The 19,201-nt window shown below is 48.3% G+C and carries 16 protein-coding genes; 14 read left to right on the forward strand and 2 right to left on the reverse strand.

The features are described 5' to 3' along the window. Nucleotides 1-57 precede the first annotated feature (57 nt). From ACOJUR_RS02530 to ACOJUR_RS02550, 5 genes are all read left to right on the forward strand, one after another. Complete coding sequence (locus ACOJUR_RS02530) at nucleotides 58-1,032, forward strand: AAA family ATPase (RefSeq protein ID WP_238413606.1); 975 nt, start codon at nucleotides 58-60, stop codon at nucleotides 1,030-1,032. Then, entirely contained in the window at nucleotides 1,032-2,258 is a 1,227-nt protein-coding gene (locus ACOJUR_RS02535; RefSeq protein WP_420949172.1) for a DUF58 domain-containing protein, read from the forward strand. Before ACOJUR_RS02530 ends, ACOJUR_RS02535 begins: the two co-directional genes overlap by 1 nt. After that, entirely contained in the window at nucleotides 2,245-4,515 is a 2,271-nt protein-coding gene (locus tag ACOJUR_RS02540) for a DUF4129 domain-containing transglutaminase family protein (protein WP_420949173.1), read from the forward strand. The genes ACOJUR_RS02535 and ACOJUR_RS02540 overlap by 14 nt, the downstream gene beginning before the upstream one ends. Nucleotides 4,516-4,606: 91 nt before the next feature. Continuing rightward, nucleotides 4,607-6,145 (forward strand): glutamine-hydrolyzing GMP synthase, encoded by a 1,539-nt coding sequence (gene guaA, locus ACOJUR_RS02545; RefSeq protein WP_420949174.1) that lies wholly within the window; start codon nucleotides 4,607-4,609, stop codon nucleotides 6,143-6,145. A gap of 23 nt (nucleotides 6,146-6,168) precedes the next feature. Continuing rightward, nucleotides 6,169-6,474, forward strand: coding sequence for a Dabb family protein (locus ACOJUR_RS02550; RefSeq protein WP_072873974.1), 306 nt, complete (start codon nucleotides 6,169-6,171; stop codon nucleotides 6,472-6,474). A 65-nt stretch (nucleotides 6,475-6,539) separates the two neighbouring features. On the opposite strand, the gene ACOJUR_RS02555 is transcribed toward ACOJUR_RS02550, so the two are convergent. Further along, nucleotides 6,540-7,292, reverse strand: a complete 753-nt coding sequence (locus ACOJUR_RS02555) for an exodeoxyribonuclease III (protein WP_420949175.1) — start codon at nucleotides 7,290-7,292, stop codon at nucleotides 6,540-6,542. 109 nt (nucleotides 7,293-7,401) lie between these two features. Continuing rightward, nucleotides 7,402-8,187 (reverse strand): YheC/YheD family protein, encoded by a 786-nt coding sequence (locus ACOJUR_RS02560; protein ID WP_072873972.1) that lies wholly within the window; start codon nucleotides 8,185-8,187, stop codon nucleotides 7,402-7,404. 211 nt (nucleotides 8,188-8,398) lie between these two features. Here ACOJUR_RS02560 and purB point away from each other — a divergent pair, with 211 nt between their 5' ends. The 9 genes from purB to purD are packed head-to-tail and all read left to right on the forward strand — an operon-like array spanning nucleotide 8,399 to nucleotide 19,198. Beyond that, the gene (gene purB, locus ACOJUR_RS02565; protein ID WP_420949176.1) at nucleotides 8,399-9,691 is read left to right on the forward strand and encodes an adenylosuccinate lyase; all 1,293 of its coding nucleotides are present in this window, start codon (nucleotides 8,399-8,401) and stop codon (nucleotides 9,689-9,691) included. Nucleotides 9,692-9,744: 53 nt separating this feature from the next. Next, entirely contained in the window at nucleotides 9,745-10,467 is a 723-nt protein-coding gene (gene purC / locus ACOJUR_RS02570) for a phosphoribosylaminoimidazolesuccinocarboxamide synthase (RefSeq protein WP_420949177.1), read from the forward strand. After that, nucleotides 10,464-10,727 carry a phosphoribosylformylglycinamidine synthase subunit PurS gene (purS, locus tag ACOJUR_RS02575; RefSeq protein ID WP_072873969.1) on the forward strand — a complete coding sequence of 88 codons (264 nt, stop codon included), beginning with the start codon at nucleotides 10,464-10,466 and terminating at the stop codon, nucleotides 10,725-10,727. The genes purC and purS overlap by 4 nt, the downstream gene beginning before the upstream one ends. After that, nucleotides 10,724-11,410, forward strand: a complete 687-nt coding sequence (purQ, locus tag ACOJUR_RS02580; protein WP_072873968.1) for a phosphoribosylformylglycinamidine synthase subunit PurQ — start codon at nucleotides 10,724-10,726, stop codon at nucleotides 11,408-11,410. Before purS ends, purQ begins: the two co-directional genes overlap by 4 nt. Further along, complete coding sequence (purL, locus tag ACOJUR_RS02585) at nucleotides 11,400-13,637, forward strand: phosphoribosylformylglycinamidine synthase subunit PurL (RefSeq protein WP_420949178.1); 2,238 nt, start codon at nucleotides 11,400-11,402, stop codon at nucleotides 13,635-13,637. Before purQ ends, purL begins: the two co-directional genes overlap by 11 nt. Before the next feature lie 7 nt (nucleotides 13,638-13,644). Continuing rightward, a complete protein-coding gene (gene purF, locus ACOJUR_RS02590) occupies nucleotides 13,645-15,168 on the forward strand; it encodes an amidophosphoribosyltransferase (RefSeq protein WP_420949179.1) in 1,524 nt (507 codons plus the stop codon). Then, nucleotides 15,165-16,193 (forward strand): phosphoribosylformylglycinamidine cyclo-ligase, encoded by a 1,029-nt coding sequence (purM, locus tag ACOJUR_RS02595; protein WP_420949180.1) that lies wholly within the window; start codon nucleotides 15,165-15,167, stop codon nucleotides 16,191-16,193. Before purF ends, purM begins: the two co-directional genes overlap by 4 nt. 49 nt (nucleotides 16,194-16,242) lie before the next feature. Beyond that, on the forward strand, nucleotides 16,243-17,823 hold the full coding sequence (gene purH / locus ACOJUR_RS02600) for a bifunctional phosphoribosylaminoimidazolecarboxamide formyltransferase/IMP cyclohydrolase (RefSeq protein ID WP_420949181.1): 1,581 nt from the start codon (nucleotides 16,243-16,245) through the stop codon (nucleotides 17,821-17,823). Between the two features lie 34 nt (nucleotides 17,824-17,857). Further along, nucleotides 17,858-19,198: a phosphoribosylamine--glycine ligase gene (gene purD / locus ACOJUR_RS02605; protein WP_420949182.1), complete on the forward strand. Its 1,341-nt coding sequence runs from the start codon at nucleotides 17,858-17,860 to the stop codon at nucleotides 19,196-19,198. Nucleotides 19,199-19,201 lie beyond the last annotated feature (3 nt).

Below are 19,201 nucleotides of genomic sequence, written 5' to 3' on the forward strand. Positions count from 1 at the left end.
GCAGGGATGTGAATTTGTGATAGATTGGAAGTGAATGATGAGGAAGGGGACGCGGCTGTGAAAGAAAAACGGATCGAAACAGAAGAGTGGAATCCACTGCTGCTTCCGCTTAAAGACGGATTGGCGAGTGTGGTTGTGGGCAAGGAAAAGGTTTTGAAATTGCTTTTAACGGCACTTTTGGCCAGCGGCCATTGCTTGATTGAGGATGTTCCTGGTGTGGGCAAGACGATGCTGGTCAAGTCATTGGCTAAATTGCTGGGTTGTGATTTTAAAAGAATTCAGTTTACACCAGATCTTTTACCTTCGGATGTCACGGGCGTATCTATTTATAATCAGCGAACGCAAACTTTTGAATTTCGTATGGGGCCCATCTTTGGCCAGTTGGTTCTGGCAGATGAAATCAACCGTACATCCCCCAAAACGCAGTCCGCCCTGCTTGAAGCGCTTGAGGAAGAAGCGGTTACGGTGGACGGAGAAACGTATACGTTGCCTTCCCCTTTTTTGCTGCTAGCTACAGAAAATCCAATTGAATTTGAAGGGACGTTCCCGCTTCCCGAAGCGCAATTAGACCGTTTTATGATGAAAATTCACATGGGGTATCCATCGCCTGAAGAAGAACTCGTCATTTTACAGAAGCATGGTGCTGGTTCGCCATTAAAAAATCTTTCACCTGTGGCGAGTCCCACAGATGTACTCAACTGGCGGAATGAAGCCACGGCTGTGCATATGGAAAAAGAATTGCAGCAATACATTGTCACTCTTGTGCAAAATACGCGAAGGTTGGACAAATTGTTGCTTGGCGCTTCACCACGTGCGGCGATTGCACTGCAAAAAGCTGCCAAGGCACTGGCGTTTGTTTCAGGAAGAACGTATGTAGTGCCAGACGATATTCGCTATTTAGCTCCTTACGTGTTGAGTCACCGTCTCATTCTTGCTCCAGAAGCACGTTTGAATGGTGAAACAACGGAAGTGTTGATTGAGGAGGTGCTGGCCCGGGTTGCGATTCCTTTTCTACAGGGGGCCAGGGTTTAATGCGTCAAATCGTGGCTGTGGGTCTCAATTTGATTTTGCTGGCCGCACTTTATGTCTTTAGCCGCGTTCAGGGAGGATTTTTTTCTTGGTTTCTTTTTTATAGCGCTTCTTTTCTCTCGTTATACGAATGGGGAACAAATGCATTCTCTTTGAATGGGGTAAACGTGGACTGTCGCATTTCAACGCACCGTTTGACTGCTGGACAATCGCTCCAACTGGAGTGTCAAATTGAACGCAAAAGTTTCTGGCCACTCCTCTGGGTGCGCCTCTCCGTAGAGACACAAAGCACGGTGGCTAACCTTCCATCGAAATGGATAGCGATACGGTTGCCACTTTTGTCTCGCCAATTTTCCTGTCGATTTACTCTTGACAATGCAGCCCGAGGCATTTACACATTTTCTGCAGTTTCCATAGAAACGAAGGATGTTTTTGGCTGGCAGAGCTTACGGTTTGAACAACCGTACATGGAGCGTGTGCTGGTGGTGCCGAAATCTATCACAGTGCGTGATTGGAAACCGCTTGCTACGGAACTGGGTGGTGCTGAACAGACTATCCGACAGCGGACCGAGGAAGCCAGTAGTGTGGTGGGGGTTCGCAGCTATCAGCCAGGTGACAGGCTCAGCCGAATTCACTGGCCCGCTACTGCCCGGCGTCATATGCTGCAAGCGAAAGAATTTGAAAGGCAGTTAACCATTCATCTCACATTTGTCATTGATGCCGCTGTTTTGTCGTACGCAACATTACCCGGGCAGACGTTTGAGCGAGCTTTGGAAATTTGCGCAAGTTTGATGCGCTATGCAAAGGAGCGGCAACAGCGTTTCACGCTGCTGTATCACTTGGGAGCACCTTGTTTATTACCAACCGGATCGAGCGACATTTTATTGATTCGGGCGATGGACAGGCTCGCAGAACTTCAACCGCGAGAATCAACGCCATTTGCTGTGTCGTTGCGCCGACTGGATAGTTTAGCTGCTGCTGGTAGCACGCTGGTGATTATTTCACCAGCGTTGACAGAAGAAGTCATGCAAGTGCTGACGTCCGTACGGCGACATCATCCTATAGAATGGATAATACCGATGGGTTATGCGGATGTAAGCCCAGCCACACAGCGCTGTGTTCAACAAGCAGCAAAACTTGGCGTACGTGTACGCCAGGTGCCAGCCACAACCATGCTCTCGCAGTCTATTCAAGCAGGAAGGGAGGGGCTAGGACGTGAGCGATACTAAAGTGGCTCATGTATCGCGGGGAGTCCGATTGGCCATGGGTTGCCTGGCGGCTATTTGGCTCTATCTCTTTTTGCCGCCTATGGCTTCGCTTCAACTCTTACGCACTCCCGCTTCTTTCTGGATATTGTTGTTGCCCCTTGCCATCGTCACCCTCTTTCCGTCTCGACTTTTGCGTGCAGTTATCAGCCTGCTCGCTTCCTATGCCTACACTTTCTCTTACTATACCAACCATGCCGGGTTTACAGCGTTGCGCGAGCTTCTGAAACGTGAGCGAAAAGAAATGTTGTGGCTCCTTCAGCAGCATCATTTGGTCGATCCGCTTGCCACTCAGTTGTTTCTGTTTTTGCTGGCTGTTCTCTTTTGGTTGATTGTGTATGCCAGTCAGCACCGCCGTTTGTGGATTCTCTATAATTTGCTGGGTGTAATGGTGCTTGGAGTGATAGATGGCAATACCAAAGTCCATCCCAATATAGAACTTGTATGGATGCTCTTGCTTTTTGCAATCGTTCTCAGTTTGCATGGGCTGCGTCCAATACTCGCTGAAGGAAAGATGTTTGGATTGTGGGGACTACGGTTGTTTACCCCCATGATTCTGCTCTTTGTTTGTTGTGCGGGTGTTGCTTTTGCCTTACCCAAACCGAAGGCGGCCTGGCCTAATCCATTGCAACATTGGATAACTTCCACACCGTCTGGGGTTGGACGCAGTCAGCAGACACCGGAACATTTTGTCGGTTATCAGTTAAACGACAGCCGGCTTGGAGGTCCTTTTGTCGAAAATGATACGCCTGTGCTTGACATTACGGAGTCCTTTCCGACTTATATCGAAGGTCAGGTTCTATCCACGTATACTGGACATGGTTGGATCAGTGCAGGCATCAATGGCAATGAGGTCAGCAACGTCAAGTTAAACCAGGTTGTCTACGGTGGGACATCTGATGCCTTGCAGCAGTTTCAGACACGCGAGAATATCCAAAATATACAATTGGTTGAATCTCTGCCTACCCATGTGCTACCAGCTGGATATTTATTAAAAAAGGTCATACAGTTCCCCATGCAGGTCCCCGCTTTTGTTTTCGATCATTTACAAGGAAATCTTTATGCGCCACAACTTCCGGTAGATAGTAGCTATACTGTAGTCAGTGAGCAATTGATTCATCCTTATCAAACTCTGGCTCAACATCCAATTTCATTAAATGAATTGAATATAGAACTTCCCGATTCGGTGGCAGAGCATGATTTGCAACTGCCTGCTGAATTGCCGCGTTCGGTATATCAATTGACCCAAAAAATTATTGCCGGATCGGCCAATGAATACAGTGCTGTGATGGATGTTATGCATTATTTGCAAACGCATTATAGCTACCATACGCAAAATATTCCCATACCGGGTCCGCATCAAGATTATGTAGCTCAATTTTTGTTTCAATCGCGGCGGGGGTATTGTAATAATTTTTCATCGTCCATGGCCGTCATGTTACGTACAGTAGGAATTCCAACGCGCTGGGTTACTGGATTTACAGCGGGTCAGGAAATTTCCTCTGGAGACAATGGTTCTATGCCCACCTATCAAATTAGTGAGAGCGATGCCCATTCTTGGGTCCAGGTTTATTTTCCAGGCTATGGATGGGTTCCCTTTGATCCTACGCCTTCCTATCATATGCCGTTTGCCCCGAATGTAACGGCGGGTTTGACTGGATTAGGATCGAGCCATGCGAAAACGCCTGCGAGTAGTCCTGCCATGAAACAACAGAATCCAACATCCACAAGAAGACGGGCTATTCCTATTCCTGGTGCACGCTCCCCATCAGTCAAGGCGTCTGTCTCATCTCAAGGCACTACTTTTCCCTGGTTGGCATTACTGATCTCGCTGGTAGGATTGGCAGCGTTCATGGTGGTTATCATCTTCTGGGGATTGCGCCGTCGTCGCCCGGAACGCACCTTGCGTGACTGGCAGACGTCTGATGGCAAACTATCTGCTCGGCCCATGGTCGTTTTAATTCGGCATTTGCAAAGAGTTGGGTGGTTGCCGAATCATCGCCAGTCTACTTTGCGCGATCTCGTTCAATTAGGAGAGCGTACACGCGCGGGTCGGGAAGGTATGCTGGAATTGGTGCGGACATTGGAGCTTCACTGGTACGGCAAACAACCGCTCGGACGTCGCAAGAGAGAGCGTCTGTTGGAATTGTGGCAGCTTTTTTATGCTGGCGTTGACAGGCGTACGAAAAAAGGTCGCCGCCGCAATGCGCGCACGCGTTGACCATTAGGCTTGCACTCTGTAGAATGAGGGGCGAATCAGCGCTTGTCCATACACAGTGGACATCGTGACACCAGGGGAGTGGAAATCACAAGTGTCCCAGCATGAAACGGTAGTGGTGATCGATTTTGGCGGTCAGTACAATCAATTGATTGCTCGCCGCATTCGCGATATGCAAGTGTACTCTGAACTTTTGCCACCTACAGTCAGTGTGGAAGAGTTGCGAGCGCGCAACTTGAAGGGCATTGTCTTTAGTGGTGGTCCTAATAGTGTTTTTGCACCAGGTGCACCAACGGTAACACCGGAAGTTTATCAACTTGGCGTCCCCATTTTGGGTATTTGTTATGGTATGCAATTATTGGCTAAACATTTTGAAGCGCAGGTTCATCGTGGACTGGTTCGCGAATATGGACGCTCACAATTGCGACTAGAGCCAGAGCCGTCTGTACTTTTTAATGGATTGCCTCAACAACAGTCAGTTTGGATGAGCCATACGGATGCCGTTCAGGCTGTACCGCCGGGCTTCCAATGTGACGCTCGCACAGATAATGGAACGATTGCTGCCATGAGTCATAGAGAGCGGCAATTTTATGCTGTCCAGTACCATCCGGAAGTGCGCCATAGTGAATACGGCCTCGATTTGTTGCGAAATTTCCTCTTTGAAATCTGTGGTTGCAGCGGCGATTGGACAATGGACAATTTGATTTCCGAAAGTGTGTCTGCGATTCGTCAGCGTGTAGGTGGTGAACGAGCGCTCTGTGCCATCTCTGGAGGCGTGGATTCGGCAGTTGCGGCAGCGTTGGTACATCGCGCCATTGGTGAGCAACTGACGGCTGTTTTTGTCGATCACGGTCTTTTGCGAAAAGGCGAATCTCAACAGGTGATGGAATCACTTGCTGGCGATTTGGGAGTGCATGTGGAACGCATTGATGCTCGCCAGAGGTTCCTTGGTCAATTGACAGGAGTTAGCGATCCGGAGCAGAAACGAAAGTTGATTGGCACCGAGTTTATTCGTGTCTTTGAGGAAGCTTCAGAGCGCCTCGGACCATTTTCTTTTCTGGTTCAAGGAACCCTTTATACGGATATTGTGGAGTCAGGTACAGCGACTGCGGCTACGATTAAGTCGCATCACAATGTGGGTGGATTGCCGGAAGATATACGTTTTGAATTGGTTGAACCGTTGAAAGAATTGTTTAAAGATGAAGTGCGGGCGTTAGGAGAAAAACTTGGATTACCCGCAGCGCTTGTGCATCGGCAACCCTTTCCGGGTCCCGGTCTTGCTATTCGAATTATTGGCGACGTGGATGAAGAAAAGTTGTCTCTTGTTCGTGAATCAGATGCCATTCTTCGCGACGAGATTGCTAAAGCTGGACTGGATCGAGAGATTTGGCAGTACTTTACTGTTTTAACCGGAAATCGTTCTGTGGGTGTTATGGGTGATGAACGGACGTACGGATTTACAGTAGCTGTGCGTGGTGTGGTCTCGCAAGATGGAATGACGGCGGATTGGGCGCGTATTCCATATGACGTGCTAGAACGTATTTCAACTCGCATCGTTAACGAGGTACCGGGAATTAACCGTGTGGTTTATGATATCACTTCCAAACCTCCAGCAACGATTGAATGGGAGTAAAGTCAAGGAGAGGAGATTCTCGCATGATTCAACACATGGTGATGTTTCAATTTAGAGAAACGCTGAATGATGAAACATGGAGCATGGTGGAGCAAGGCGCAAGCAAACTCTCCAAAGAGATTCCCGGTATTCTTGGCATGCAGATGGGGAGAGACTTCAGTGGTCGTGGACGAGGTTTTAATGTTGGGTTGACGGTACAATTTGTGAATCGAGAAGCGTTGGCTGCTTACGGTCCACATCCTGCACATCAAAGTTATGTGGAACATCTTCGTCAACTAGGAATGGAAGATTTAATAGTCATCGATTTTGAAACGGAAGGGAACGTCTGATACAGGCGTTCCCTTTCTTCATCATGATATTAAGACAGTATAGTGGACACTCCAGAACGGAGAAATTAAGCCATGTCGAGCACAATTGGACAGTGATCGCTTCCGTATACATGAGCATCGATTTGAACGTCCATTATCCGATCTCGCAAGCGGTTGGATAGCAAAAAATAATCAATTCGCCAACCGATATTACGTTCGCGTACTTTAGGCATATACGACCACCATGTATAGGCTTCCGTCCGATCTGGATAGAGATAGCGAAAAGTATCGGTAAAGCCCGAGTCTAGTAGCACAGTCATTTTGTTCCGTTCTTCGTCAGTAAAACCCGAGTTCCCCCGATTCGATTTGGCATTCTTAATATCTTTTTCCTCGTGTGCTACGTTCAAGTCACCACACGCAATGACGGGCTTGATGGCATCCAGATTCAGTAAATACGCACGAAACCTGTCCTCCCATTCCAATCGATAGGCCAAACGAGACAAATCGCGTTTGGCGTTAGGGGTGTAAACGTTGACAACATAACAAGATGGAAACTCCAATGTTATGATGCGCCCTTCAGGTTCTAGGTTTTGTTCAATTCCGTAGTAGACAGACAGAGGGGGGATTTTTGTAAATATGGCGGTTCCAGAGTAGCCCTTTTTTTCAGCATAGTTCCAATATGTCTGATATGTATCGCCTATATCTAATATAATTTGTCCCTGCTGCAACTTCGTTTCCTGTATACAAAAGACATCAGCTTGGATGTGATGAAAGTAATCCAGAAAACCTTTATTTACGCATGCGCGCAAACCATTGACATTCCATGATACCAGTTTCAACCATACCAGCCTCCTTGTGCGTCAAAAGCATCATACACCGATTTGTACGATCTCGGCTGCTTCTAAAAAAAGAAGGTTTGGCTGATTAGTTGTATTTTTCTACCACAAACTACTTTCGTCGTGATTTTTTGGCCAATCGGTAAGCGCGACTGCGCCGTTGAATCAGTCTATACATAGAGAGGTCACTATGAAGGCGTGCGAACAGCGCATGACTAGGACCTGTGTTCTCCTCTATAATCCAAATTCGCCCTGATGAGTCTAAGGCTATATCCAATCCGAGTTCTCGGTAAGTTTGATAATTATCCAGATGCTTTGCAGCGAGTAGTGTAATTTGAATCATTTCTTTCTTGACGTTAGCAATCTTTTGGCTGTCCCAGTGAAAGCTGTGACGTAAAGCGGCATCGACTGTTATCACATAGCCGTGGCTGCGAGCAACGTTGGTGACGACGCTGTGTTTACCAGCCACTTTTGCCAGCATCCCAGAGAACAACCAGCGACCACCCGGCTTTGCTTTTTGTGCCATCGAACGAATATCAAAAGGAGAACCCAAATATTCGGCCAAATCTATAGCTTGTTGGATAATATAACGTTCCCGACGAAGGGCTGTTTTTTGCAAGTGAAGGTGAAGTTTTTCTATAGAAGTAAAAGCCATTGCCGGATGAGTCGTTTCTTTTAACCAAAACCTTCGCTTGGCTTGCCAAACTTTATAAATATCACGTCCGCGTGAGCCTGCTGATGGCTTGATATACACTGCCTGATAGCGGTTGAGAAAATGCTTTAGTGCGCCGAATGAATAGCGGCGTGTTTCTGGTAAATAAGATCGCAAAAATGGGTGTCGACGAAAGTATTGCCACAAAAGATACTTTCCCATCTCAGGTTTTCGGTTGTTATGCATCGGTCAGTTCCCCCAGACAATGGTCATCGTATGTTGCATTAGCGCATGAGGGAACGGCAAAAAGGCAAAATTGTGTAGACAAACCTATAGAGCCATGAATGGCGAACATTCTGTATCAATTTATAAAAAATGTTCGGGTTTAAGTTTTTTCGTGGTAACATAGAGAGGAACAGGGCCAACTGTAAAATGGCCATTATGAGGGGGAACAAGAGTGATCGATCGCTACTCGCGGCCGGAAATGGCAAACTTGTGGACGCTTCAAGCGCGTATGGAATGGTGGCTGGAGGTTGAGAAACTGGCAGTGGAAGCGTGGGCACGCCTTGGAGTGGTGCCTCGTGAAGATGCTCAGAAAATTCGTGACAACGCGCGTTTTGATGTCCATCGAGTGTTGGAGATTGAACAGGAAACACGACACGATGTGGTGGCATTTACACGTGCTGTTTCAGAATCACTGGGGCCTGAGCGAAAATGGGTGCATTATGGACTGACATCCACGGATGTGGTGGATACTGCTCTCTCAGCTCAATTACAAGGCGCCGTCAAGTTGATAACTCAAGATATAGAAACCCTGTTAGTCACTCTTCGCCAACTTGCGGACAAGTACCGCCATACCATCATGATGGGACGTACACATGGTGTTCACGCTGAACCTACCACATTTGGACTCAAAGTTGGTCTTTGGTACGCAGAGATGCTGCGCAATATGGAGCGTTTTCAAGCTGCTGCTGAACGGATGCGTTACGGAAAGATTTCAGGCGCAGTGGGGACTTACGCTAATGTCGATCCGTTTGTAGAGCAGTTTGTTTGTGAGCAGTTGGGTCTTAAACCTGCTCCAATCTCTACACAGACGTTGCAGCGCGATCGACATGCAGAATTTCTCTTTACCCTTTCTCTCATAGGAACTACGTTGGACAAAATAGCAACAGAAATTCGGGCTCTTCAAAAATCGGAAATTCGCGAGTTAGAAGAGCCATTTTATAAAGGTCAGAAAGGTTCTTCTGCCATGCCGCATAAACGAAATCCTGTCTCTTGCGAACAGATTTCGGGATTGGCTCGGGTTTTGCGCGGCTATGTGGTACCGGCGCTGGAAGACGTTGTTTTGTGGCATGAACGAGATATCAGTCATTCCTCCGTTGAACGAATTGTTTTTCCGGACGCTACCATTTTGCTGGATTATATGTTGAACAGAATGAACCGGATTTTAGGAGATCTTACAGTTTTCCCAGAAAACATGCTGCGCAATATGGAACGTACGCATGGCTTGACGTTTTCGCAACGTGTTTTAACGATGCTGATTGATAAGGGGATGGCGCGCGAAGAGGCTTACGACATTGTCCAACCTCGCGCCATGCAAGCATGGGAAGAAGGGCGTTCTTTTAAAGACATCATTTCTTCAGTTCCCCAGGTTCGCGAGTTGTTGACGCCGGAAGAACTGGACGAGTGTTTCAACCCGGCTTGGCATACCAAACATGTGGATATGATTTTAGAGCGTCTAGGCATTTAAGATGTTGCCCACCACAGGGTTTTCACCAATTTGCGAAGGAGGTTTGCGCGTATATGGAAGTACTGGAGCAGATCTATGAGGGCAAGGCAAAAAAAGTATTTGCAACCGATCATCCAGACTACTATCTGGTTCGCTATAAAGACGACGCTACCGCTTTTAACGGAGAGAAGCGCGGAACAATTAAAGGAAAAGGCGAGATTAACAATCGTATGAGCAACTTGCTTTTTCAATATCTCGCAAAGAACGGGGTTCCCAATCATTTTGTCGAGGAAGTGTCGGCATGCGAAACCCTGGTGCGTCGAGTCGAGATTATTCCACTCGAAGTGGTGGTGCGCAACTTGGCTGCAGGTAGTATGGCCAAGCGACTGGGATTGGTTGAAGGAACACATTTGGACGAACCTATTGTGGAATTTTATTACAAAGATGATGCTTTGGGAGATCCGCTAGTGACAGAAGACCACATACGAGTTTTGCATATAGCAACACCGCAAGATGTGGAAGAACTTCGCAATCGGGCTCTGGAGGTAAACCGCTTGCTGATTGCTCAATTTCTGCAATTGGGTGTACAGTTGGTGGATTTTAAGTTGGAATTTGGTTTTGCAGAGGATGGACAAATTCTTCTGGCAGATGAGATTTCTCCAGACACTTGCCGCTTTTGGGATATAGAGACAGGTGAAAAATTGGACAAGGATCGTTTTCGGCGCGATCTTGGCGGTGTGGAAGAAGCGTATCAAGAAATGTTGCGTCGATTGCTAACAGGAGGTGCTCAATCATGACAACGTATCGAGCGCAAGTGCGCGTTTGGTTGAAACCGAGCGTATTTGATCCGCAGGGTAATGCGGTGGAGAAGGCGCTTTTGACACTTGGATTTGCGGGTATTGAAGAAGTGCGTATAGGCAAATCCATGGAATTTTTAGTGACAGCAGACAATCAGGAATCGGCGGAAGCTATGGTTGATCGAGCTTGCCGCGATGTGCTCTGCAATCCTGTTATGGAGATGTACACGTTCACTTTGGAAGCGAGGCAGGAAGCATGAAATGGGCGGTTATTGTCTTCCCTGGTTCCAACTGTGATGAGGATGCGCAACAAGCCATTATTCGTGTAACAGGAGATGAAGCTACGCTGGTCTGGCATCAAGAGACGTCATTAGCAGATTACGATGCGATTGTTTTGCCAGGAGGGTTTTCTTACGGAGATTATTTGCGAAGTGGAGCTATTGCGCGTTTTGCGCCGATTATGAAAGCGGTGCGCGACAAGGCGGTACAAGGAACTCCGATTATTGGTATATGTAACGGATTTCAGGTGTTAACTGAAGCTCATCTGTTACCGGGAGCACTGCTGCGAAATCGCGACTTGCATTTTCATTGCAAAATGGTGGAACTTCGTGTGGAAACCAATCGTTCACCGTTTACGGCAGCTTATCAGCCAGGAGATATATTACGTATCCCCATTGCGCATGGCGAAGGGCGATATTTTGCTGACTCGGCTATTCTTCATGAACTGCAGGAAGACCATCGAGTCGCGTTTCGTTATGTCGACAATCCAAACGGATCGTCCGAAAGTATTGCGGGGATTCTTAGCAAAGAACGCAATGTGCTAGGTCTCATGCCGCATCCAGAGAGGGCGGTAGCCGATTTTATGCGTTCTACCGATGGAGCGGGCGTATTTCGCTCCATTCATCAATACGTGACAGAACGGGAGGGCGCACATGCACACTGAACCTACAGCAGAGCAGATAGAACGTGAAGGAATTTATCGTTCGCTTGGACTGACTGATGCGGAGTATGCGCAAGTTGTGGAAAAACTTGGACGCCTACCGAATTATCTCGAAACAGGATTGTTTGGTGTCCTTTGGTCGGAACATTGTTCATACAAAAGCTCGCGGATTCATCTCAAAAAATTTCCTACCGACGGACCGCAGGTTTTACAAGGACCGGGTGAAAATGCGGGTGTTGTGGATATTGGCGACGGTATTGGCATTGCCTTCAAAATGGAAAGCCACAATCATCCCTCGGCCGTAGAACCCTATCAAGGCGCCGCTACAGGTGTGGGTGGCATTTTGCGAGATATTTTTACTATGGGAGCGCGACCCATTGCTTTCTTGAATTCGCTGCGCTTTGGGCCGCTTGATGATGCACATACGCGCTACTTATTCGGGAATGTGGTTGCTGGAATTGGTGGATACGGCAATTGCGTCGGGATTCCAACCATTGGCGGGGAAGCCGTATTTGACCCGTCTTATCGACACAATCCACTCGTCAATGCCATGTGTGTGGGCCAGTTACCAGCAGACAGAATTGTCAAAGGCGCGGCGAGCGGGGTAGGAAATCCAGTTTTTGTTGTTGGTAGTCGTACGGGTCGAGATGGCATTCACGGTGCGACATTCGCATCTGCGGAAGATCCGCACGCCAAAGAGCGTTCCGCTGTGCAGGTGGGCGATCCTTTTTTGGGCAAGTTGCTCATGGAGGCTTGTCTGGAGCTAATGGCGACAGGCGCAGTAGTTGGTATTCAGGATATGGGGGCTGCTGGATTGACATCGTCTTCTGCTGAAATGGCGAGTCGAGCTGGCGGTGGTATAGAGATGATGCTCGATCGCGTTCCTTGTCGGGAAGCAGGGATGACACCTTATGAAATGATGCTTTCCGAGTCGCAAGAGCGCATGTTGGTGGTCATGGAGAAAGGAAAAGAAGAACTGGCTTTCCAGATTCTTCGCAAGTGGGATTTGCAAGTGGCAGAAGTGGGCAGAGTCACAGATGACGGACGTCTTCGTCTGTATTTTCACGGCGAAGTTGTGGCTGATGTGCCTGTGCGTTTGTTGGTGGATGAAGCGCCCGTTTATGACCGTGAAATTGCGGCTGTTTACGAGCCGCCAGGTGCTCATGTCGCTTTACCACCGGATCCGGTCAATTATCAGTTGGAACTGGAGAAGTTGCTCGCACATCCGTCAATCGCCAAAAAACAGTGGATTTATCATCAATACGACACAAGTGTGCGGGCTTCTACCGTCTTTGGACCTGGCTATGACGCAGCCCTGGTACTCGTGCCGGACAGCGAGAAACTTGTCGCTATGGCGTCTGATGGTAATGGCCGCTATGTATATTTGAATCCTCGCGTTGGTGGAGCCATTGCGGTAGCTGAAGCCTGCCGGAATGTCGTTGCAGCAGGCGGTGTGCCACTGGCTATCACCAATTGTCTCAACTTCGGCAATCCCGAGAAGCCTGAAGTGATGTACCAGTTTTCCCAGGCTATTGAAGGCATGAGTGAGGCTTGCCGAGCGCTTTCTGCACCCGTAGTTTCCGGCAATGTTTCTTTTTATAACGAAACTGGTGGAGAAGATATCTATCCCACTCCGGTCGTCGGCGTTGTTGGTGTGGTGGAGAACAGTCAGTTGGCGACACCTTCCGAATTTTCGGAAGCGGGTTTGGCCGTTTATCTGGTGGGGAATTTGTCGGATGGTTTGGATGGCTCTCTGTACTGGCAAATGAAAGCTCAGCAAGCTGCAGGAGATGCTCCCTCATTTGACTTGGCAACGGAAGTCAAGGTGCAGCGTTTTGTTCAACGTGCCATTCGCGAAGTAGGAATTACAGCGGCTCACGATATCAGTGAGGGTGGTTTAGCAGTAGCGCTTGTTGAAATGGTGGAAGAAACAGCTCCGATTGGTATGACAGTCAGCTTGCCAGCAGGATTTCAATTGCCCGGAGTACTGTTTGGAGAAGCTCAGAGTCGTTTCTTGATAGCTGTTCAGGCTTCCAAAGAAAACATGCTCCAAGATTTAGCTTTCACTCTCCACACGCCGCTTTTGCGTTTGGGAGAAACAAATACCAGTGGTGAATTGGTCATTTCTATAGACGGTGAATCATCGCCAGCTATTCAGGCTAATTTGCATGAATTAAAGAAAATTTACACATCAGCGCTGGAAAATAACATGAACCAATCTTGGAGGTGAGGCGCGGATGCTATCAAAAGATTGTCCAACAGCATGGGAGATATCTAGCAATCTAGAAGAAAAAGCGGATCGGCCTGTTGAAGAGTGTGGCGTGTTTGGTATTTTTCAGCATGAGAAAGCTCCAGAACTCACTTATTTTGCGCTGATTGCGCTTCAGCATCGTGGGCAGGAGGCGGCTGGCATGGCTGTCATGTCAGTCGACGGTATGCACAGTCACAAAGGCTTGGGACTGGTGTCAGATGTGTTTGCCAATGGGAAATTGTTAGAGTTGTCTGGTGTAAACGCCATTGGTCACGTACGGTACTCTACTGCGGGCGAAAATACGATACAAAACGCTCAGCCCATTACTGTTGCTACGCATCGTCATCATCTTGCTATTGCCCACAACGGGAATCTGGTCAACGCTCGTCAATTGCGAATTGGGTTGGAATTGGAGGGCAGTTTATTCCAATCCACCAGTGATACAGAAGTTATTGCGCACCTCATCGCCAGATCGGGAGAAGAAGAGATGGTTTCGGCTGTAGAGTCAGCGCTGCAAGACATATCAGGCGGTTTTGCGCTGGTCATGCTGACAGATGACCAATTGATTGCTGCGCGCGATCCGTTTGGCCTGCGTCCGCTGGTGCTTGGTGAACTGGATGGAAGTTACTGTCTAGCGTCTGAAACCTGTGCTTTGGAGACGATTGGAGCCCGTTATTTGCGCGATATTGAACCAGGAGAATTGATTACCATTCAATCCGACGGGATCATCAGCAGACGTTTTGCCGAACCGCGGCAACGACGCATGTGTACGTTTGAATATATTTATTTTGCGCGTCCGGACAGCGATATAGACGGATACAATGTGCATGCAGTGCGAAAAAAACTTGGGAAAATTTTGGCAGAACGCCATCCTGCGGATGGTGACATTGTGATTGGTGTACCTGATTCTAGTATTTCTGCTGCTTCGGGATTTGCGGAAGCGAGCAAAATTCCTTTTGAAATGGGATTAATTAAAAACAAATATATTGCGCGTACATTTATTCAACCTTCTCAGGAATTGCGGGATATGGGTGTGCGCATGAAGCTGAACGCGGTGCGAGGCATCGTGGATGGCAAACGTGTTGTGTTAATTGACGACTCGATTGTACGCGGTACAACCATTCGCCGCATTGTACAACTTTTGCGAAACGCTGGTGCGACTGAAGTGCATCTGCGTATCTCTTCTCCACCATATAAGAATCCTTGCCATTATGGGATTGATACAGCCACTCGCCGGCAACTGATTGCCGCGACTCACAGTGTGGAGGAGATTTGTCGGGAAGTGGGAGCAGATTCGCTGGAATATATGACTGTTGAAGAGTTAATGGAGGCGTTTCAATTTACTGGCCCTCAAGAACATGCGCCTTTTTGTAATGCTTGCTTTACAGGACGTTATCCCACTGATTTGCCAGATCAAGAAAAGGACAAGGCTGGAACTGGCGAAACAGGTTCGTTCGTTGCTACAACAACGAGGCCATCCTATATAGAGAAAGGCGGTCGGGGTGCGTGAGTGAAGATGTATACAAAGCGGCAGGTGTAGATATAGACGCTGGCAATGAAGCGGCCAAACGATATGCTCGTTTAGCTCGGACTACCCAGACTTCTGGAGTGCTGGGGCGAATTGGCGGTTTTGCAGGCGGGTTTCAACTCGATTTGCAGGCTTTTCCTAAACCTGTTCTTTTTTCAGGCACCGATGGTGTTGGAACAAAATTGAAAATCGCTTTTGAACTAAATCGACACCATACGATTGGAATTGACTGTGTTGCCATGTGTGTCAACGATATTCTCACTGCTGGCGCTACGCCGCTTTTCTTTTTGGACTACCTGGCGGTAGAACGCTTGTCTGTGGATGTGGCAGAAGCGGTTGTAGGAGGCGTGGCAGAGGGATGTCGGTTGGCTGGCTGTGCTCTGGTTGGCGGTGAGACGGCAGAAATGCCAGGTATGTATCATCCTGGTGAATATGATGTGGCTGGATTTGCGGTAGGGGTTGCCAACCGTGATCGAATTGTGGATGGAAGCCTTGTTCAGGAAGGCCATGTACTGCTTGGCTTAGCTAGTAGCGGTATGCATAGCAATGGTTATTCGCTCGTTCGTAAAATCGTTGCCGATCAGCGACTTTCTTATACGCAGACGTTCCCTGGCAGCATGATGAGTCTTGGCGAAGCCTTGCTGCAACCTACACGAATTTATGTCAAACCTGTGCTCGAAGCTCTCTCTTTGGGTCTGCCCATTCACGCCATGGCTCACATCACAGGAGGCGGGTTGATTGAAAATGTACCGCGTTGCTTGCCGGAAGGATTAACCGTCCAATTCGACTCCAGCGCATGGTCTTTGCCGCCTCTGATGACGTTCTTGCTGGAACAGTCCGGTCTATCTTTACGTGCTGTGCAGCGCGTCTGGAATCTTGGCATTGGTTATGTGCTGGTTGTTCCCAAAGAATCCGCAACTTCTTGCCTTGAATGGTTCAAGGCGGCGGGGGAAACGGCCTATCCCATCGGTCAAGTGATTGCTGGAGATGAACCTGTCTGGAACTAAATTTGTTCGGGAGCATCTGTTGATTTTCAAAGCAGAAAGGTGATGTGTCATGGCGCGTTATGCACTTGTCAGCGTTTTTGATAAAACAGGTGTGGTGGAGCTTTGTCAGCGTTTGGTTGAACTGGGTTACGGCATTTTGTCTACGGGTGGGACAGCCACTCACTTACGCAATGCTGGTCTAGCTGTGAAGGATGTGGAAGAGCATACAGGTTTTCCGGAAATGCTGGATGGCCGCGTCAAAACCTTACATCCGCGTATTCATGCAGGGTTGCTTGCTTTGCGCAATCATCCGCAACATCAAGAAAGTCTGCGTCAACATCAAATCGATCCAATTGATTTGGTGGTTGTCAATCTATATCCCTTCACAGATACAGTATCCCGTCAGGACGCTACGTTTGAAGAATGTATTGAAATGATTGACATTGGTGGACCTTCCATGCTGCGGGCAGCAGCAAAAAATTTTCATGGTTGTATACCTTTGGTCGATCCGGCGGATTACAAATGGGTTTTGGACAAGCTGGCGGAGGACAGTTTAACCGCAACGGATCGACAAAAATTAGCTGCTAAAGTGTTTGCGGTGACAGCCGCTTATGATGGTTTTGTAGCAGATTATTTGCTGCGTGCAGAACATACAGCCGTAGTTTCAGATGATAAGTCAATTTCATCCGAGTTTCCGATGCAGTTTCATTATGTTGCCATCAGCAAACAGTCGTTGAGATATGGTGAAAATCCTCATCAGGCTGCACATTTTTATCGCGATCTGCAAGCTTCCCCGGCAAGTATCGCTGCTGCTCAGCAATTACAAGGCAAAGAATTGTCGTACAACAATATCCAGGACGCTGATGCAGCGATTCAAATCCTGCGCGGACTCGATGATTTGCAAACAGCAGCGGTTGTTGCTGTCAAGCATATGAATCCTTGCGGTATTGGCCTTGGTGAAACACTGGAAGAAGCTTATGCACGCGCGTATGAGGCCGATCCAGTATCTATTTTTGGCGGCATAGTTGCTTTGAATCGAGTGGTTAATCGCAGTGTGGCTGAAAAAATGGCAGAACTATTTTTGGAAATTATTATTGCTCCTGACTTTACCAGTGAAGCGTTAGCCGTTTTGGCACGTAAGAAAAATGTTCGTTTATTGACCGTGGATATGGCCAAGCCTCTTCATCAGCTGGGTGATGTAACCTTTCGGCGTGTTAGCGGCGGCCTTTTGGTACAAGAAGTAGATACGTTTGTCAGTTCCCCGGAAACATGGAGAGTCGTAACTCATCGTGAGCCTAGTGAGGAAGAATGGCGGGCATTGCAGTTTGCCTGGAGAACAGTGCGTTATGTGAAATCGAATGCCATCGTAGTGGCTAATGCTTTTCAGACTCTTGGCATTGGGCCTGGTCAAACCAATCGCGTAGGAGCAGCAGAGATTGCGTTACGCCAAGCTGGTAGCAGGGCGGTTGGCGCTGTGCTGGCCTCTGACGCATTCTTCCCTATGCGAGATACGGTGGATGCCGCTGCCTCTGCAGGTATTGCGGCCATTGTTCAACCTGGCGGTTCTATTCGCGATGCGGAAAGTGTGGAGGCTGCCAACGAGAAGCAAATTGCCATGGTGTTTACAGGAGAACGGCATTTTCTTCACTAAACCATCCAAGTTGCACTGCGATTTTTAAGGTGGAATGCTGCGAGAAGTGATACCATCAACCATTTTGCGTCAAGGACGGTTAGGAGAAGGGAGACGCTTGGCATTGACTGAAACTTTGCGGGTGCTTGTTATTGGATCGGGCGCCAGAGAACACGCTTTAATCTGGAAGCTGGCGCAAAGCAATCTACAGCCGGAGCTATATGTAGCCCCGGGCAACCCGGGGATGGAAAAGTTAGCCACGCGAGTTCCTCTCCATGAGGAAGATGTGGCAGGTATCGTTCGTTTTGCCCAGGAGAAGTCCATCCGCTTGGTGGTGATTGGCCCGGAAGCTCCTCTCGCTCTCGGATTAGCGGATGAATTAGAAGCTGCGGGGATATTGGCGTTTGGTCCCAAAAAGGCGGCAGCTCGTCTGGAGTGGTCGAAGGCGTATGCCAAAGAAATGATGCAGCGAGCTCATGTACCCACAGCGGCATCAGCCACTTTTTCTGATTTGCAGTCCGCTCTTGATTATCTGGACAAGGCTGGAAAAGCTATGGTGGTAAAAGCGGATGGGCTGGCCAAAGGGAAAGGCGTCATTGTGGCCGAAAGCCTGGCGGAGACACGTGCGGCTGTTGAGCAAATCATGAAAAGTGAAGCGGGAGCCCGTGTGGTATTAGAAGAGAGAATGACAGGTCGAGAAGTTTCGCTGATGTATTTTGTCGATGAACATTTCGTGCAGCCCATGTTACCTGCGCGTGATCATAAGCGTATTGGAGAAGGGGACACAGGCCCTAATACGGGAGGCATGGGTGTTTTTGCGCCTGTACCTAGTTTTACACCGACTGATGTGGAAGAAGTCACGAGGCGCATTGTTCAACCTATTTTGTCTGAATTGAAAAAAGACGGAATCGTATACTGCGGTGTATTGTATGTTGGTTTAATGGTCACAGCGAATGGGCCGAAGGTTGTAGAATTCAACGCGAGATTTGGTGATCCTGAAACGGAGGCAATTCTGCCCTTGCTAGAGACAGATCTTTTAGAAGTTTGTCTGGCCACAGCAAGACATCGTCTATCGGATGTGCAAGTGAGTTGGCGCTCTGAAGCTGCAGTAACTGTCATTCTGGCGGCAGAAGGTTATCCGGGTACGCCGCGCAAAGGGGATACCATTGTCCTGCCGCCTATAGAGGATTGGCCCAAACAAACTGTGATTTTTCAAGCCGGCACAGATCTTTCATCTACTGGAGAGCTTGTGAGTGCGGGTGGGCGAGTGTTGGCAGTTACCGCGACAGGAGTAGATGCACAAACGGCAGCAGAACGAGCCTATGCATTGGCGAATGCGGTAGAAATGAAGGGAAAATATTTGCGTCGTGATTTGTTGCACGATCTCGATGCATAAACC

The sequence above is a fragment of the Alicyclobacillus tolerans genome, from assembly GCF_048984885.1.
In the GTDB taxonomy this organism is placed as follows: domain Bacteria; phylum Bacillota; class Bacilli; order Alicyclobacillales; family Alicyclobacillaceae; genus Alicyclobacillus_I; species Alicyclobacillus_I tolerans.

What these genes read in the sequence shown, in the direction of transcription:
- purC (WP_420949177.1), top strand. Translation starts at nt 9,745, where the DNA reads ATGGAAGTACTGGAGCAGATCTATGAGGGCAAGGCAAAAAAAGTATTT.
- ACOJUR_RS02550 (WP_072873974.1), top strand. Translation starts at nt 6,169, where the DNA reads ATGATTCAACACATGGTGATGTTTCAATTTAGAGAAACGCTGAATGAT.
- purF (WP_420949179.1), top strand. Translation starts at nt 13,645, where the DNA reads ATGCTATCAAAAGATTGTCCAACAGCATGGGAGATATCTAGCAATCTA.
- ACOJUR_RS02560 (WP_072873972.1), bottom strand. Translation starts at nt 8,187, where the DNA reads ATGCATAACAACCGAAAACCTGAGATGGGAAAGTATCTTTTGTGGCAA.
- purH (WP_420949181.1), top strand. Translation starts at nt 16,243, where the DNA reads ATGGCGCGTTATGCACTTGTCAGCGTTTTTGATAAAACAGGTGTGGTG.
- purD (WP_420949182.1), top strand. Translation starts at nt 17,858, where the DNA reads ATGCTGCGAGAAGTGATACCATCAACCATTTTGCGTCAAGGACGGTTA.
- ACOJUR_RS02535 (WP_420949172.1), top strand. Translation starts at nt 1,032, where the DNA reads ATGCGTCAAATCGTGGCTGTGGGTCTCAATTTGATTTTGCTGGCCGCA.
- purL (WP_420949178.1), top strand. Translation starts at nt 11,400, where the DNA reads ATGCACACTGAACCTACAGCAGAGCAGATAGAACGTGAAGGAATTTAT.
- purS (WP_072873969.1), top strand. Translation starts at nt 10,464, where the DNA reads ATGACAACGTATCGAGCGCAAGTGCGCGTTTGGTTGAAACCGAGCGTA.
- purQ (WP_072873968.1), top strand. Translation starts at nt 10,724, where the DNA reads ATGAAATGGGCGGTTATTGTCTTCCCTGGTTCCAACTGTGATGAGGAT.